Here is a 13,471-nt window from a genome sequence, read left to right as displayed (position 1 = left end):
AATTAATCGTAACCTGCGCCTAAATAGCACAGGTTGCTAGCCACCCAAATGCACAGTGGACGGTTCGTTAATTCACAGTCGCGTCTTGGGGCGGACCCGCAAGTTCAGCGATGACCTGCTCCCACAACTCGGGCGGTTGCGCGCCGGGGACCACGTGTGTGTTGGCGACGATAAAGGTCGGAACGCTGTTCACGCCGCGCTGACGGGCGTGGCTGTCGCGCGCGATGATGTCGGCGCGGTCGGCGTCACTGGCCAAGAGGCGGGCGATCATGTCGCCGTCCATCTCTGCGCCCTCGGCAATCGCGCGCAGGGTCGCGGGGTCCTCGATATCCTTGCCCTCTTGGAAATAGGCCTTGAACAGGGCGGTGACGACGGCGGTCTGGCGCCCCTCGATCCCCGCCCAATGGATCAGACGGTGCGCGTCCAGCGTATTGGGCGTGCGTTCAATCGCGGCAAAGTCGATCTCAAGACCCGACTCTTCGGCGGCCTCGGCAATCGCGCCGTAAACCTTCAGCGCATTGGCGCGGCCCCCGAATTTGGTCTCAAGGTATTCGCGGCGATCCATGCCACCGGCGGGCATGGTGGGGTTCAACTGAAACGGATGCCATTCGATGGTAAACGGATGGTCGGGATGGTTGATCAGGGCCTGATCCAGACGGGCCTTGCCGATGAAACACCACGGGCAGATCGGATCGGACAGGATATCAAGCTTGATCATGGTCGGCTTCCCAGTGTTGGCGCAGGGCCTTGCGGTTCAGTTTCCCGTTCCCGCCTTTGGGAAGGGCGTCCATCTTGATGAATAGACGCGGTTGTTTGTATCGGGCCAGATGGGTCTGTGCAAATTCCGAAAGCGCCGTTTCATCAACATCCTGTGAGGTGACGTAAAAGGCCGCGATCACCGTGGCGTCGGATTTGACGCGGATTTCGGTCGCCGCGACCTCGGCCACGCCGGGGAATTGGGACAGGGTCGCCTCAACCTCGACGGGGCTGACGCGAAAGCCGCCCGCGTTCATCATATCGTCGCCGCGTCCCAGATAGGTGATCGCGCCGTCTTCGGCCATTTCGACTGTATCGCCGGTCAGGAACCATTCGCCGTGGAACCGCTCGGCCGTTTCATCCGGCGCGTTCCAGTATGCGATCATCATGCCCGGATCGCGGTTGGAAATCGCCAATTGGCCCCCTGTACCACGTTTCGTGATGTTCAGTTCACCATCCAGAACCGCCAGACGCCGACCCGCTTGGGGATATCCTGACGCGGGGGGCGTCGCGGGGTGATCAGGACAGGCGGACACAAAGGTCGAACATTCTGACATGCCCAGCGCCTCATAAATCGCGGTGCCGGTGCGCTCGGTCCATGCAAGGCGCGTCGCCTCGGGCAGCTTTTCACCGGCGGACAGGCCGTGGCGCAGTTTCGGCAGGGACAGGGGCGCGTAGGATTTCAGCATCTGGCGATAGACCCCCGGCGCGGCGGCAAAGATCGTCGCGTCATAGCGTTTGAGCAGCAACGGCAGGGCCGAGGCCGCCACATCCGCCGCAGGGATCAGGGCGGTTGCCCCCATCGCCCACGGGTCCAGCAAACCGGTGCCCAGCGTATAGGTCCAGTTGAACGCGCCCGCATGCAGCAACCGGTCGGTCTGTGTCAGCCCGTACCAGCCGTCCCACATCATCCGCCGCGCCCAGACCGCGCGATGGGCGTGAACGACGCCACGGGGCCGGCCGCTGGTCCCCGATGTATAGACCATATAGGCGGGGCGGTCGGGGTCGCCCATGGCATAGTCGGCGGGCGGGTTGGTGAACATCGCCTCAAGCGCTGTCGCCGTGATCACTCGCGCGGGATGATCGGGCAGGGGCACGCCCGGCCCCGCGATAATGGCCACGGGGTCCAGCTCATCCGCCAGTTTGGTGATCTCGGGCGTGGTCAGGGCGGCGGCGGTCGGCACAGGGATCAGACCGGCGGCAATCGCGCCCAAAAAGGCCACCGGAAAATCGACCGTGTTCCCAAGACGCAGGATCACACGCCCCCCGGGCGGCAGACCCGCGTCCAGAAACCCCGTCGCCACACCGCGCACCGCCTGTTCCAGCTTGGCATAGGACCAACGCTGCGCGCCCTTGGGCGACACGACGGCAAGGGCGATCTTGTCCCCCAGATCCTGCGCGTGGCTCAGGATATAGGCGGCCAGATTGAACGGGGCGGGGCATGGGGCGAACGGCCCCTGATCGAACAATGCATCCATGCAGGCGTGCTAGCGTCCGCATGTGGTTGTTGCAAGGGCGGGGTGGCAGCGCTAGATGTTTTCGAACCATGACAAACGATACCCAACCCAGTCTGATCCGCCTTGCCCGTGCCTCTGGTGAACCGGCCAAGGTCGAACCGTTGAACCTTGGTCAACGGGTGCGCGAATTGCGCACGGCGCGCGGTTGGACGTTGGAACAGGCCGCGACCCATGCGGGGTTGGCGCGCTCCACCCTGTCCAAGATCGAGAACGGGCAGATGTCGCCGACCTATGAGGCGTTGAAAAAGCTGGCTGAGGGCTTGGCGATTTCCGTGCCCCAGCTGTTCACGCCCGCCAAGACGGAACAGGTCAACGGGCGCATGGCCACCACCAAAGAGGGTGAGGGCGCCGCCCATGCCACCACCACCTATGAGCACGAATTGCTGGCCCCGCAACTGACGCAAAAGGCGATGTTGCCCTATCGCGCCCGTATCCGCGCGCGCAGCTTTGATGAATTTGACGGCTGGGTACGCCATGACGGCGAGGAATTTCTATACGTACTGACGGGCGTTATTCGCCTGTACACGGAATTCTACGAACCGGTTGAAATGCGCCGTGGCGATAGCGCCTATTACGACGCGGCCATGGGCCATAACGTAATTTCCCTGTCCCAAGACGACGCCACCATCCTGTGGGTGACGTCGCTGGGGTAGGTCGGGCAGGGCGTTAGAACGCGTCCTGCACGATGCGCGATCCGGCCGAGATGTCCTCGCCCAGACCTTCGATTGTGCCGCAGGCCGCAAGGCCCGCCATCAGTGCAATCAAGATAAACGGTTTCATTTAGTCCTCTGCGTACCACCAGACATCCGGCTGGAACCCGATCCAATCCCCGTAAATCGGGATGGTTTCGGGATAATGCAGGTTTTTATCATGCGCAATCAGCGAGACAGGCGTGTACCACACCGGCACCACATAGCGACCGGCGGTCAGGATGCGGTCCAGCGCGCGCACAGCCGCCACCATGTCGTCGCCCGAGGGGGCGTTCAGCATGGCGTCGATCATGGCCACGGCGGCGGGTTCGTTCATCCCCATCCAGTTGCCGGTGCCGGGCTCGGTCACGCCATCGGGACCCCAATACAGCATCTGTTCGTTGCCGGGGCTGAGGGACATGCCGCGCGTGTACCATGTCATGTCGAAATCGTAATCCTTGGTGCGCGCAGAATATTGAGCATCATCAACCACTTCGACCGTGGCGTTGATGCCCAGACGTTTCAGCGTCTCCAGATACACGTCGGCGATTTGCTGGGGTTCGTTCGCCCCTTGTCGCAGGAGGATCGTCATTTCAAACGGATCGCCGGCGGCGTTGCGCAGAACGCCCGCGTCATCCACGGTCCAACCTGCCTCTTGCAGGCTGGCCAAGGCGGCGCGAAGGGCCTTGCGATCGACCTCACGCACATCGGAAACCGGCAGGCTATAGCCCTCGATCACGCCGGGGATCAAATCCTCGGCATAGGGGGTCAGCAGGTCGAGAACCTTGCCTGTGGCGGCCTCATGGCTCATCCCGAATTGCGAGTTCGAGAAATAAGAGGTGATGCGCGGCAGTTTGCCGTCGTTCAGCTTGGCGTTCGTGAATTCAAAGTTGAACGCCTGAATCATCGCCTCGCGCACACGCCAGTCGGCAAAGATATCGCGCCGCGTGTTCATGACGAAACCGGTGATGCCGGTGGGGCGTTGGTGCGGGATTTCGGATTTGACCACATCGCCGCGTTGAACCGCAGGGAAATTATAGACCTGTTCCCATTTCACGGGGTCGGTTTCGCGGTTGCTGGTCAGGATGCCGGCGGTAAAGGCCTCGAACATGACACTGCCATCGCCAAAGAATTCCATCCGGATGGTGTCAAGGTTGTTGGTCCCGCGGCGCAGCGGCAGGTCCTTGCCCCAATAGTCGGGATTGCGGGTCAGTTCGACATAACGCCCCGCCTCGAAATCGCTGATGACATAGGGGGCGGTGGAAATCGGGATGATGTCGATGCCGCTGGCGGCGAAATCGCGCCCCTCCCACTGTGCCTTTTTCAGGATCGGGCGCATGCCGATGATCAGGGCCAGTTCGCGGTCCTCGGTGTTAAAGGTGAACTTGACCGAGCGTTCGCCGGTTTGTTCGGCCGACGCGACCTTGCCCCAGACCCCGTGATAGCGCGGATGCCCCACGGTCCCCAGCGTCTCATAGGACCACAGCACGTCCTCAACCGTGACGGGCGTGCCGTCCGAGAATTTTGCCTCGGGGCGCAGGGTGAATTCGACCCATTCACGGTTCGGGCCCACATCAATCGATTCGGCCAACAGCCCGTAGAGGGTGAAGGGTTCGTCGTAACTGCGGCCCATCAAGCTCTCATAAGCCAGATATCGCAATTGCCACGGCACGCGCCCCTTAAGGATGTGAGGGTTCAAACTGTCAAAGCTGCCGACCTCACCCGTGACGATCTTGCCGCCCTTGGGCGCGTCGGGGTTCACATGAGGCAGGGACACAAAATCCGGTGGCAGCGCGGGGTCCCCATACATAGCTATGCCATGCTGTGGTTCCGCAGTTGCGAATCCCGTTCCAAGAATCACCGCGCCGATGGCCAATCGCACTGCTCGGGCCCCGAAAAAAATTGGTTTCATTATCGCAACAATCCTCAACATCCCTGTTTTAATTGACCCTCAGACTATGCCGCCGATCTAAGGTTTTCAAACTTTTAGCTTGGATGCAGGCAAGAGATTGCGTATAAAAGGGGCACTGCTCGATAGGTTTCTTGCCTGTATGAAACCTGCCTCAATAACTTAACGCCAGCTTCGCGCTGGCGTTTTTTTTTGCCCCCGATTTGCAACCAAACGCAGATTTTAAGTGTTCTTTGCAGGTGCAGCATCTATGTTCACTCACAACAAGGATCGGAGGACCAGATATGTCGCTAGTTGGAAAAACCGCAGTCATCACCGGATCGAATTCGGGAATCGGCCTTGGGGTCGCGCGTGAACTGGCGCGGGCGGGGGCGAACGTGGTTCTGAACTCGTTCACCGACAACCAAGAGGATCACGATCTGGCCCAAGAGATCGCGCGCGAGTTCAACGTGGATGCGCGCTATATTCAGGCCGACATGTCCAAGGCGGATGAATGCCGCGCCCTGATCGAAAAGGCGGGGGCCTGCGATATTTTGGTGAACAACGCCGGTATTCAGCACGTGTCGCCCATCGATGAATTCCCCGTGGAAAAATGGGACGCGATCATCGCAATCAACATGAACTCGGCCTTTCACACGACCGCCGCCGCCCTGCCGATGATGCGCAAGGCCGGTTGGGGCCGCGTTGTGAACGTCGCCTCGGCCCATGGTCTGACGGCCAGCCCGTTCAAATCGGCCTATGTCGCCGCGAAACATGGCGTGGTTGGCATGACCAAGGTGGTCGCGCTTGAAACCGCCAAGGAACCGATCACCGCGAATGCGATCTGCCCCGGTTATGTGAAAACCCCGCTGGTTGAAAAGCAGATCCCCGACACGGCCAAGAAATACGACATGACCGAGGAAGAAGTGATCGAAAAGGTCATCCTCGAACGTCAACCGTCCAAGGAATTCGCGACCGTGGAACAAATCGGCGGTACGGCTGTGTTCCTGTGTAGCGACGCCGCATCCCAGATCACCGGCACCACGATCAGTGTCGATGGCGGCTGGACTGCGCTGTAACCCATGGCCCGTTCCCGCAATCGCAAACGGATCAATCTGGCCCTGCAAGGTGGGGGCGCGCATGGCGCCTTTACCTGGGGTGTGCTCGACCGGATCATGGACGAGGACGATATCGAGATCGCGGGGATTAGCGGCACCTCGGCGGGGGCCCTGAACGGGGCGGCGTATAAATCCGGCTATTTGGCCAACGGGATTGAGGGCGCGCGCCATAACCTTGAATGGCTGTGGCGTCAGATCGGATCGGTCGGGGATATGCGGATCACCGATTGGGTGCGCGAATTCACGCCCGCGCCCGTTGTGATGGCACAGGCCGCAGGGTTTTCCGCCGCCTATGCCGTTGCCGATGTCGCAAGCCGGATGTTCAGCCCCTATGCCTATGGGCCGTTTTATCAGCACCCGTTGCGCAGCGTCGTGGATCAGTTCGATTTCGGTCGGATTTGCACGGCTGAGGGGCCGCGGTTCTATGTCTGTGCCACGAATGTGCGCACCGGCAAGGCGCGGGTGTTCACGGGGGATGAGATTTCCACCGATGCGATCCTTGCGTCGGCCTGTTTGCCAACCTTGTTCCAAGCGGTCGAAATCACCGACCCCGAAACCGGCCAGACCGATCCGTATTGGGACGGCGGGTACACTGGGAACCCTGCGCTATTTCCGTTGTACGATCAGGAGTTACCCGACGACATTGTCGTGGTGAACATCAACCCGTTGGAGCGCGATGACCTGCCGACCACGCCGCAGGACATCCAGAACCGGATCAATGAGATCAGTTTCAACTCGGCCCTGTTTAATGAGTTGCGCGCGATCCATTTCGTCAAACGTCTGATTGATCAAGGGGCGATTACGCCCGGCGCGATGAAAGATGCCAACATCCATATGATCGCCGACGATGACCTGATGAGGCAGCTGTCCGTTGCGACAAAGACGGTGCCTAACCCGTTGATTATTGGCAAGCTTCGCGATGCTGGCCGTGCGGCGGCGGATAAGTTTCTGACCGAGCATAAAGACGATCTGAACCATCGCGGGACCGCCGATCTGGTGGCGATGTTCGGCTAGAGCACGCTCAGGACCAGCATCACAGCCAGTCCCCACATCACCACGCCGATGAGCGCATCCAACACCTGCCACGCGCGGGCGGATTGCATGACGGGCGCAAGTAACCGCGCCCCGTAACCCAATGAAAAGAAAAAGCTATAGGACGCGAGCGAGGCCGCGACCGCAAAGGCAATTTTTTGGTTCAGGGGCACGAACTGGGTCGACACGGCGCCGATCAACCCCAGCGTATCCAGATAGACATGCGGGTTCAGCCACGTGAACGCCGCCGCAATCGCGATGGTTTTGCCAAGGGACACGGTCCGGTTTTCAAGGGTCAGCGCATAGTCGCCCTTGATCGCGGCCATGAACCGCAAGCCCCCGTAAACCAACAGAAATCCCGCGCCAAACACGGCCATCACAAAGGGCAACCACGGGGTAAGCGTGACCAGCGCGCCAAACCCCGCCACCCCGGACGAGATCAGGATCATATCCGAACTTGCACAAAACAGGGCGACCCAGAACACGTGCTGACGCGCGATCCCTTGGCGCAGAACAAAGGCGTTCTGCGCACCAATCGCCATAATCAGGGAAAGGGCCGTGAAATAGCCGGTGACCGCCGCCTCGAACATCGGGGTTATTTGGCGATGGCCTTGGCCGCCTCTTCGACGGCTTTGAGGGCGTCCTCGGGTTTGTCACTCGGGTAGACCAGACCGGCGGAAATCACCAGTTTCGCCGCGTCCTCGACCGACATGTCGAGCATGATCACCTCGGATTTCGGCACGAACAGCAGGAAACCCGACGTCGGGTTCGGCGTGGTCGGCAAAAAGACCGAGATCAACGCCTCGTCGCGGGGAATACGGCGATTCACCTCGCCCTTGGCGGTGGTGGACACAAACGCAATGGCCCATACGCCTTTGCGCGGGTATTCGACCAAACAGGCCTGATCGAATGAGGTTTCGGATTGGGCCAAAACCGTTTCTGCGATTTGTTTCAGTCCGTTATAGATCGACCTTACCACGGGCATCCGGTCAACAAGGCTCTCACCCCAGAGGATCAGAGAACGCCCGATCAGACCCTTGGCGATCCAACCGACAAACAGTGTGAACAGCAGGAAAAAGATCACCCCGACCCCGCGCAGGTCGATGCCCAGCAGGTTTTCGGGGTGGTACTTGTCCGGAACAAAGGGCAGAACGAACCCGTCGACCCAGCCAATGACCGTCCAGATCAGCCACACGGTCAGCCCGATCGGGGCAATCACGACCAGACCGGTCAGAAAGGACGCCCGCACGCCGGCCAAACCGCCACGGCGTTTTTTATGCTCTGGCGCATCAAGGTTTTCGTGTTCGAACATGTGGTTGCCTGTCTTCCCAATCGGGGTTCAATCTATGACCTCCGACCAAGGTCTACAATAAGCCCCGCGCACGGGGCCGAATTTAATGGTCGTATCTGAAATCTATGTTCAGATTTCCGGCACAGTTTGATGACGTTACGGGTATTGCGCAGCGATTTCGGTGGCAATCCGCGCGGCCAATCGGGCGTTGTTGCGCACAAGGGCGATATTGGCGGTCAGGGACGCGCCCGCCGTCAGGTTCAGGATATGACCCAGCAAAAACGGCGTGACTTCTTTGGCGGCGATTCCCTGCTGCTCGGCGGCGATCAGGGCCTGTTCGATGATCGGGCCGATCTCGCCATGGGGGATTTCGTCGGTCTCGGGGATGGGGTTCGCGATCAACTGACCGCCGGTTAGGCCGAGGCGCGCGCGCATCAAATGGGCCGCCGCGATCTGTCCGGCGTCATCCATGCGCAGGGGCGCGGTGATGCCACAGCTGCGCGACCAAAAGGCGGGCAGGGCGTCCTGACCATAGGCGATGACAGGCACACCTTGGGTTTCGAGCACCTCAAGCGTTTTGGGGATGTCGAGGATCGCCTTGGGCCCCGCCGCAACGACCGTCACGGGCGTTTGGCCCAGTTCCGTAAGGTCGGCCGAGATATCGAACGTGGTTTCCGCGCCGCGATGCACGCCGCCGATCCCGCCGGTGGCAAAGACCGAAATCCCCGCCAGATGCGCACAGATCATCGTCGCGGCCACGGTCGTCGCACCGGTCCAGCCCATGGTCAGGCACAGGGCCAGATCGGCGCGGCTGATCTTTTTGGCGTCGGTGGTCTGGGCGAGGCGTTCAAGATCCGCATCCGACAGACCGATGTGGATCATCCCGTCCATCAGGGCGATGGTTGCGGGCACGGCGCCTTGATCGCGGATGTCCTGTTCGACCGCGCGGGCCGTGGTCAGGTTGTCGGGATAGGGCATGCCGTGGGTGATGATCGTGCTTTCCAGCGCGACAACGGGCGCGCCGGTTTTCAGGGCCTCGGCGACATCGGGGGCAAAGCGGAGGGGCAGGGTGGTCATGTGGCGGGTCCTGTCAGATAGGTGGCAGTGGCGGTGTGGGCGCATTCCAGCGCGGCAAGGGGATCCGCGCCATTGGCCCGCGTCGCGATAAACTGGGCGGTGAAAAAGTCGCCCGCACCGGTGATGCGGGTCGGTGTGATGGCGGGGGGCGTGCGGGTTTTGACGCTGAGGCCCTTGGAATGGGCCCAAGCGACCGTGGTCTCACGCGCGCCGTCGGTGATGACCACGAGCGGAACGCCCATGCGTATGAGGGCGCGCGCGGCCTCGGTCGCCGAGATGTCGGGGGCGCGCAAGATCGCGCGGGCCTCGGCCAGATTACAATAGAGATCAGGTATCAGAGCGTTCAACAGCAGGTCGGTCAGCCGCGTGGATTTCACGGGACTGGCGCAGACCACGGACACGCGGCGTTCGCGCAGGTGGTCATGCCAATCAGGCCGATCCGCGATCAACGGGATCAGGTTCCCGTCCAGTATAAGGTGTCCGCGTGTGATCCTGAGTTGGTCGAGCATCGCATCGAGCCCTGCGCGCATCGCGCGGTCCACGGCCACCGCCCCGACAAGGCCGCGCGGGTCCTCTATCGCGATATAGCTGTCCGTGGGGTGACCCGGCAGGGGGATCAGACCGGTGGAGGTCAAACCCTGTGCCCCGAGGTCGTTGATGAGAGACCTGCCCGCATCATCATCGCCCACGGTGGCAATCAATGTGGTCGGCAGTCCCGCGTGATGAAGGTTGCGGGCGAGGTTTGTCGCCACGCCGCCAATGCGCCGCCGATAGGTTCCGGGCACATCGTCCCCCCGCGCGCAATCACCGTTCGCTTTGGCAATCACGTCCCAATGGGCCGCGCCAAGGCAAACAAATGGTGAGTAGTCGATCAGGGACAGTGTCATGGGCGTATCTGGGCGAGGATCGGGGGGCGGTGCAAGGGGATTGGCGTGAATTTCCGACCGTCTGGTCAAATGGCGATGTTTTTTGAGTATTTTTGCCAAGATGAAGGGCACGGGGCTTGTGTCATGGGGAAAGCTCGTTTAAACGCGCGATCACTTCACAGGCGAGGCTTGGGCCCTCGGGGGAGACATCCCCGAAAGGTCCGCCGGTTGGGACGCAAGTCCCTGATGGTCTCGCTCAGGCGCAAACCGGAAAGGAACACGATATGGCGCTTCCCGAATTCACTCTGCGTCAGCTGCTCGAAGCTGGCGTTCACTTTGGTCACCAAACCCAGCGTTGGAACCCGCGTATGGCGGAGTTCATCTATGGTGAACGTAACGGCATCCACATTCTGGACCTGACGCAGACCGTTCCCATGCTGGACGCTGCTCTGAACGTTGTGCGTGAGACCGTTGCCAAAAACGGCCGCATCCTGTTCGTTGGTACCAAGCGTCAGGCACAAGGTGCGATTGCTGAAGCCGCTGAGAAAAGCGCGCAGTACTACATGAACCACCGTTGGCTGGGCGGTACGCTGACCAACTGGAAAACCGTTTCGCAGTCGATCGAGCGCCTGAAAGCGCTGGACGAGAAACTGGAAAGCGGTGCCGAAGGCCTGACCAAGAAAGAGCGTCTGGGCATGGAACGTGAGCAGGCCAAACTGCAAGCGTCGCTGGGCGGTATCCGCGAGATGGGCGGCGTTCCCGATCTGCTGTTCGTCATCGACGTGAAAAAAGAAGATCTGGCGATTGCCGAAGCGAAAAAGCTGGGCATTCCGGTTGTTGGCGTTGTCGACACCAACTGCTCGCCGAACGGCGTTGACTACATCATCCCGGGCAACGATGACGCGGCCCGTGCGATTGCTCTGTACTGTGACCTGATCAGCCGCGCTGCTCTGGACGGTATGAGCGCGCAGCTGGATGCGGCTGGCGTTGATCTGGGCGCTCTGGAAGAGCTGCCGGAAGAAGAAGCCGTTGCTGAGGGCGCAGAGGCCTAATCGGCCCGCTGTCACGCAATTGATACCGGGCGGGGCTAGACCCCGCTCGGAACACCCATTCTGACGTTACGAGGAGAGCCGAAATGGCAATCACCGCTGCTATGGTGAAAGAGCTGCGCGAGAAATCCGGCGCAGGCATGATGGACGCGAAAAAAGCGCTGACCGAAAACGATGGCGACATGGATGCCGCAATCGACTGGCTGCGCACCAAGGGTCTGGCGACCGCTGCCAAGAAATCGGGCCGTACGGCTGCTGAAGGTCTGGTGGCTGTGGCTGTTGACGGCGGCGTTGGCGTTGCTGTCGAAGTGAACTCGGAAACCGACTTTGTTGCGAAGAACGCTGAATTCCAAGGCATGGTTTCGGGTATCGCGACCGCCGCTCTGGGCGTTGCTGATGTTGAGGCGCTGAAAGGTGCTGATCTGGACGGCAAAACCGTTGCTGACGTTCTGACCGACAAGATCGCAACCATCGGCGAAAACATGGGCGTACGCCGCATGGCCAAAGTCGAAGGCGACACCGTTGTCACCTACATCCACAACGCTGTTGCCGACAACATGGGCAAAATCGGCGTTCTGGTTGCACTGAAAGGTGGCGACGAGGCATTTGGCCGTCAGGTTGCCATGCACATCGCTGCGGCAAACCCCGCGTCGCTGGGCGAAGCTGATCTGGATCCGGCCGTTGTTGAGAAAGAGCGTCAGATCCAAATCGACATCGCACGTGAATCGGGCAAGCCCGAGCAGGTCATCGAGAAGATGATCGAAGGCCGCATGAAGAAATTCCTGTCGGAAGTCACGCTGCTGGGTCAGGCGTTCGTTGTGAACCCCGATCTGACCGTTGCCAAAGCTGCTGAAGAAGCCGGTGCCGAAGTTCTGGCATTCGTGCGCATGGAAGTGGGCGAAGGCATCGAGAAAAAGCAGGAAGATTTCGCTGCTGAGGTTGCTAAGGCCGCACAAGGCTAATCGCATCCGCGACCACGATTTCAGGCCGCTCCGGTTTCGGGGCGGCCTTTTTTGTTTCTGGGGATTGTTTGCGCGTATCCGTGTGGGTGATCGCGATGGACCTTCATCCACGGGCGCGAGACGACAATCAGCGTCGGGATAAAAAGGTATAGACAAAAAGAAACGGTGCAGCCGGGCAGCTGCACCGTTCTTTTTGAAACGCGCGGCTTCTATGGGGATGAGGGGCGCGCGTTTACTATGGTGCCGGCCAAGATGGCTGAATATACGCCATCCGACCGACGACCGGTTTCCCGGAAGAAAGGCGGTAAACACGTAATTGCGCGTCGCACCTCTCCAAAGTTCCATGGCTAAAGCCACCACTCACGGAACACGACTGTTTTGCCAGTAACAAACGTTAACCGAAAGTCAGGGATTCCTTACCTTGTCGGCCTTTAGGTCTCGAGAAGGAAAATTTGGTTTTGAAATGAGGCCTTTAGGACTGCCTGTGCAGTTGTTTCGACGTCTAGTGACTCGCGTGCAAGGCGAAGATGTTTCTCTACGGTTGCAGGCGTCAGGTCCATGATCGTCGCGATGTCCTGAGTCGTTTTGCCATCGCCAACCCATTCCAGCACTTCGCGCTGGCGGTTGGTGAGCATCCGACGCGTGCCGGAGTAGGGGAGACACATCAGTTTCAGGTGCGCCATGTTCGCGACCACAAAGATTTCGCGGCCGTGTTCGACCCATGTCGCATCAACCTCGGCCTGCGTGATGCCCGCACGCGCCGCAAGGCCCATGGCGCCCTTGGCACGTGCCGAGGCATCGCGGAAGCCGATGGAATAGCCCGCCGTTACATTATGCGCGCGGTTGAACTCCAGCACGCGCATGGCCTCGGGCGGCATTTCACCGGCCATTGCCTTATCAATCATGACCTGCCACGAGGACGCACCGACGTTCTCGGCGGCCCATTGCACCATAGGGGCGTCGAAATAGAGGCCGTCGTCGATAAACCCCGTCAGATAGGCATCGCCAAAGTTTGACAGGATCAAAACGTCCTTGGGATCGCCATAGGAATGCGCTGTACGGAAACGTGTGAACCCATAGATCAACCGATCAAATCCATAGCCATCCATGTACTTCACGAGATGGGCCCAGACGTCCTCGATGCTGCGAGCATCTGCAAGGATTTCCAGATCGTTCAACATTTGAGTCCTCAGAGCCTTGGGCGCGCCATACTGGAGCGTCGAACG

The 13,471-nt window shown here is 60.3% G+C and carries 14 protein-coding genes; 5 read left to right on the top strand and 9 right to left on the bottom strand.

Going from position 1 to position 13,471, the window contains the following annotated elements; all coding sequences use genetic code 11:
• Positions 1 to 67: 67 nt before the first annotated feature.
• Entirely contained in the window at positions 68 to 718 is a 651-nt protein-coding gene (locus tag R1W00_RS07940; protein WP_317262190.1) for a DsbA family oxidoreductase, read from the bottom strand.
• Positions 705 to 2,234, bottom strand: a complete 1,530-nt coding sequence (locus R1W00_RS07935; RefSeq protein ID WP_317262189.1) for a class I adenylate-forming enzyme family protein — start codon at positions 2,232 to 2,234, stop codon at positions 705 to 707. Before R1W00_RS07935 ends, R1W00_RS07940 begins: the two co-directional genes overlap by 14 nt.
• 68 nt (positions 2,235 to 2,302) lie before the next feature.
• Here R1W00_RS07935 and R1W00_RS07930 point away from each other — a divergent pair, with 68 nt between their 5' ends.
• Positions 2,303 to 2,926: an XRE family transcriptional regulator gene (locus R1W00_RS07930; RefSeq protein WP_317262188.1), complete on the top strand. Its 624-nt coding sequence runs from the start codon at positions 2,303 to 2,305 to the stop codon at positions 2,924 to 2,926.
• A gap of 13 nt (positions 2,927 to 2,939) precedes the next feature.
• Here the strand turns inward: R1W00_RS07930 and R1W00_RS07925 are convergent, their stop codons facing one another.
• Positions 2,940 to 3,053, bottom strand: coding sequence for an entericidin EcnA/B family protein (locus R1W00_RS07925; RefSeq protein WP_317262187.1), 114 nt, complete (start codon positions 3,051 to 3,053; stop codon positions 2,940 to 2,942).
• Positions 3,054 to 4,874: an extracellular solute-binding protein gene (locus R1W00_RS07920; RefSeq protein ID WP_410901532.1), complete on the bottom strand. Its 1,821-nt coding sequence runs from the start codon at positions 4,872 to 4,874 to the stop codon at positions 3,054 to 3,056. It lies immediately after the preceding gene.
• Between the two features lie 281 nt (positions 4,875 to 5,155).
• Between R1W00_RS07920 and R1W00_RS07915 the strand changes: the two genes are divergently transcribed.
• Positions 5,156 to 5,929 (top strand): 3-hydroxybutyrate dehydrogenase, encoded by a 774-nt coding sequence (locus tag R1W00_RS07915; protein WP_317262185.1) that lies wholly within the window; start codon positions 5,156 to 5,158, stop codon positions 5,927 to 5,929.
• 3 nt (positions 5,930 to 5,932) lie between these two features.
• Positions 5,933 to 6,982: a patatin-like phospholipase family protein gene (locus R1W00_RS07910; protein WP_317262184.1), complete on the top strand. Its 1,050-nt coding sequence runs from the start codon at positions 5,933 to 5,935 to the stop codon at positions 6,980 to 6,982.
• Here the strand turns inward: R1W00_RS07910 and R1W00_RS07905 are convergent.
• The 4 genes from R1W00_RS07905 to R1W00_RS07890 form a co-directional block, all read right to left on the bottom strand.
• The gene (locus R1W00_RS07905; RefSeq protein WP_317262183.1) at positions 6,979 to 7,590 is read right to left on the bottom strand and encodes a LysE/ArgO family amino acid transporter; all 612 of its coding nucleotides are present in this window, start codon (positions 7,588 to 7,590) and stop codon (positions 6,979 to 6,981) included. The genes R1W00_RS07910 and R1W00_RS07905 overlap by 4 nt on opposite strands.
• A gap of 5 nt (positions 7,591 to 7,595) precedes the next feature.
• On the bottom strand, positions 7,596 to 8,312 hold the full coding sequence (locus tag R1W00_RS07900) for a DUF502 domain-containing protein (RefSeq protein ID WP_317262182.1): 717 nt from the start codon (positions 8,310 to 8,312) through the stop codon (positions 7,596 to 7,598).
• Between the two features lie 135 nt (positions 8,313 to 8,447).
• Positions 8,448 to 9,368, bottom strand: coding sequence for a pseudouridine-5'-phosphate glycosidase (locus R1W00_RS07895; protein ID WP_317262181.1), 921 nt, complete (start codon positions 9,366 to 9,368; stop codon positions 8,448 to 8,450).
• The gene (locus tag R1W00_RS07890; protein ID WP_317262180.1) at positions 9,365 to 10,255 is read right to left on the bottom strand and encodes a PfkB family carbohydrate kinase; all 891 of its coding nucleotides are present in this window, start codon (positions 10,253 to 10,255) and stop codon (positions 9,365 to 9,367) included. The genes R1W00_RS07895 and R1W00_RS07890 overlap by 4 nt, the downstream gene beginning before the upstream one ends.
• A 263-nt stretch (positions 10,256 to 10,518) precedes the next feature.
• On the opposite strand from R1W00_RS07890, the gene rpsB reads away from it, so the two are divergent.
• Positions 10,519 to 11,286 carry a 30S ribosomal protein S2 gene (gene rpsB, locus R1W00_RS07885; protein WP_317262179.1) on the top strand — a complete coding sequence of 256 codons (768 nt, stop codon included), beginning with the start codon at positions 10,519 to 10,521 and terminating at the stop codon, positions 11,284 to 11,286.
• An 83-nt stretch (positions 11,287 to 11,369) separates the two neighbouring features.
• Complete coding sequence (tsf, locus tag R1W00_RS07880) at positions 11,370 to 12,245, top strand: translation elongation factor Ts (protein WP_317262178.1); 876 nt, start codon at positions 11,370 to 11,372, stop codon at positions 12,243 to 12,245.
• Between the two features lie 431 nt (positions 12,246 to 12,676).
• Here the strand turns inward: tsf and R1W00_RS07875 are convergent, their stop codons facing one another.
• Positions 12,677 to 13,426 (bottom strand): LuxR family transcriptional regulator, encoded by a 750-nt coding sequence (locus tag R1W00_RS07875; RefSeq protein ID WP_317262177.1) that lies wholly within the window; start codon positions 13,424 to 13,426, stop codon positions 12,677 to 12,679.
• Between the last annotated feature and the right edge of the window lie 45 nt (positions 13,427 to 13,471).

Origin of the sequence: Rhodovulum sp. FJ3, from assembly GCF_032918305.1 — a bacterium.
In the GTDB taxonomy this organism is placed as follows: Bacteria; Pseudomonadota; Alphaproteobacteria; order Rhodobacterales; family Rhodobacteraceae; genus SAT37.
The sequence above is the reverse complement of the archived record's forward strand: the minus strand, read 5'-3'. Positions and strand labels throughout refer to the sequence as shown.

Bases quoted from the DNA above. Each gene is read 5' to 3' on its own strand.
- R1W00_RS07940 (WP_317262190.1), bottom strand. From the start codon at position 718: ATGATCAAGCTTGATATCCTGTCCGATCCGATCTGCCCGTGGTGTTTC.
- R1W00_RS07935 (WP_317262189.1), bottom strand. From the start codon at position 2,234: ATGGATGCATTGTTCGATCAGGGGCCGTTCGCCCCATGCCCCGCCCCG.
- R1W00_RS07930 (WP_317262188.1), top strand. From the start codon at position 2,303: ATGACAAACGATACCCAACCCAGTCTGATCCGCCTTGCCCGTGCCTCT.
- R1W00_RS07925 (WP_317262187.1), bottom strand. From the start codon at position 3,053: ATGAAACCGTTTATCTTGATTGCACTGATGGCGGGCCTTGCGGCCTGC.
- R1W00_RS07920 (WP_410901532.1), bottom strand. From the start codon at position 4,874: ATGAAACCAATTTTTTTCGGGGCCCGAGCAGTGCGATTGGCCATCGGC.
- R1W00_RS07915 (WP_317262185.1), top strand. From the start codon at position 5,156: ATGTCGCTAGTTGGAAAAACCGCAGTCATCACCGGATCGAATTCGGGA.
- R1W00_RS07910 (WP_317262184.1), top strand. From the start codon at position 5,933: ATGGCCCGTTCCCGCAATCGCAAACGGATCAATCTGGCCCTGCAAGGT.
- R1W00_RS07905 (WP_317262183.1), bottom strand. From the start codon at position 7,590: ATGTTCGAGGCGGCGGTCACCGGCTATTTCACGGCCCTTTCCCTGATT.
- R1W00_RS07900 (WP_317262182.1), bottom strand. From the start codon at position 8,312: ATGTTCGAACACGAAAACCTTGATGCGCCAGAGCATAAAAAACGCCGT.
- R1W00_RS07895 (WP_317262181.1), bottom strand. From the start codon at position 9,368: ATGACCACCCTGCCCCTCCGCTTTGCCCCCGATGTCGCCGAGGCCCTG.
- R1W00_RS07890 (WP_317262180.1), bottom strand. From the start codon at position 10,255: ATGACACTGTCCCTGATCGACTACTCACCATTTGTTTGCCTTGGCGCG.
- rpsB (WP_317262179.1), top strand. From the start codon at position 10,519: ATGGCGCTTCCCGAATTCACTCTGCGTCAGCTGCTCGAAGCTGGCGTT.
- tsf (WP_317262178.1), top strand. From the start codon at position 11,370: ATGGCAATCACCGCTGCTATGGTGAAAGAGCTGCGCGAGAAATCCGGC.
- R1W00_RS07875 (WP_317262177.1), bottom strand. From the start codon at position 13,426: ATGTTGAACGATCTGGAAATCCTTGCAGATGCTCGCAGCATCGAGGAC.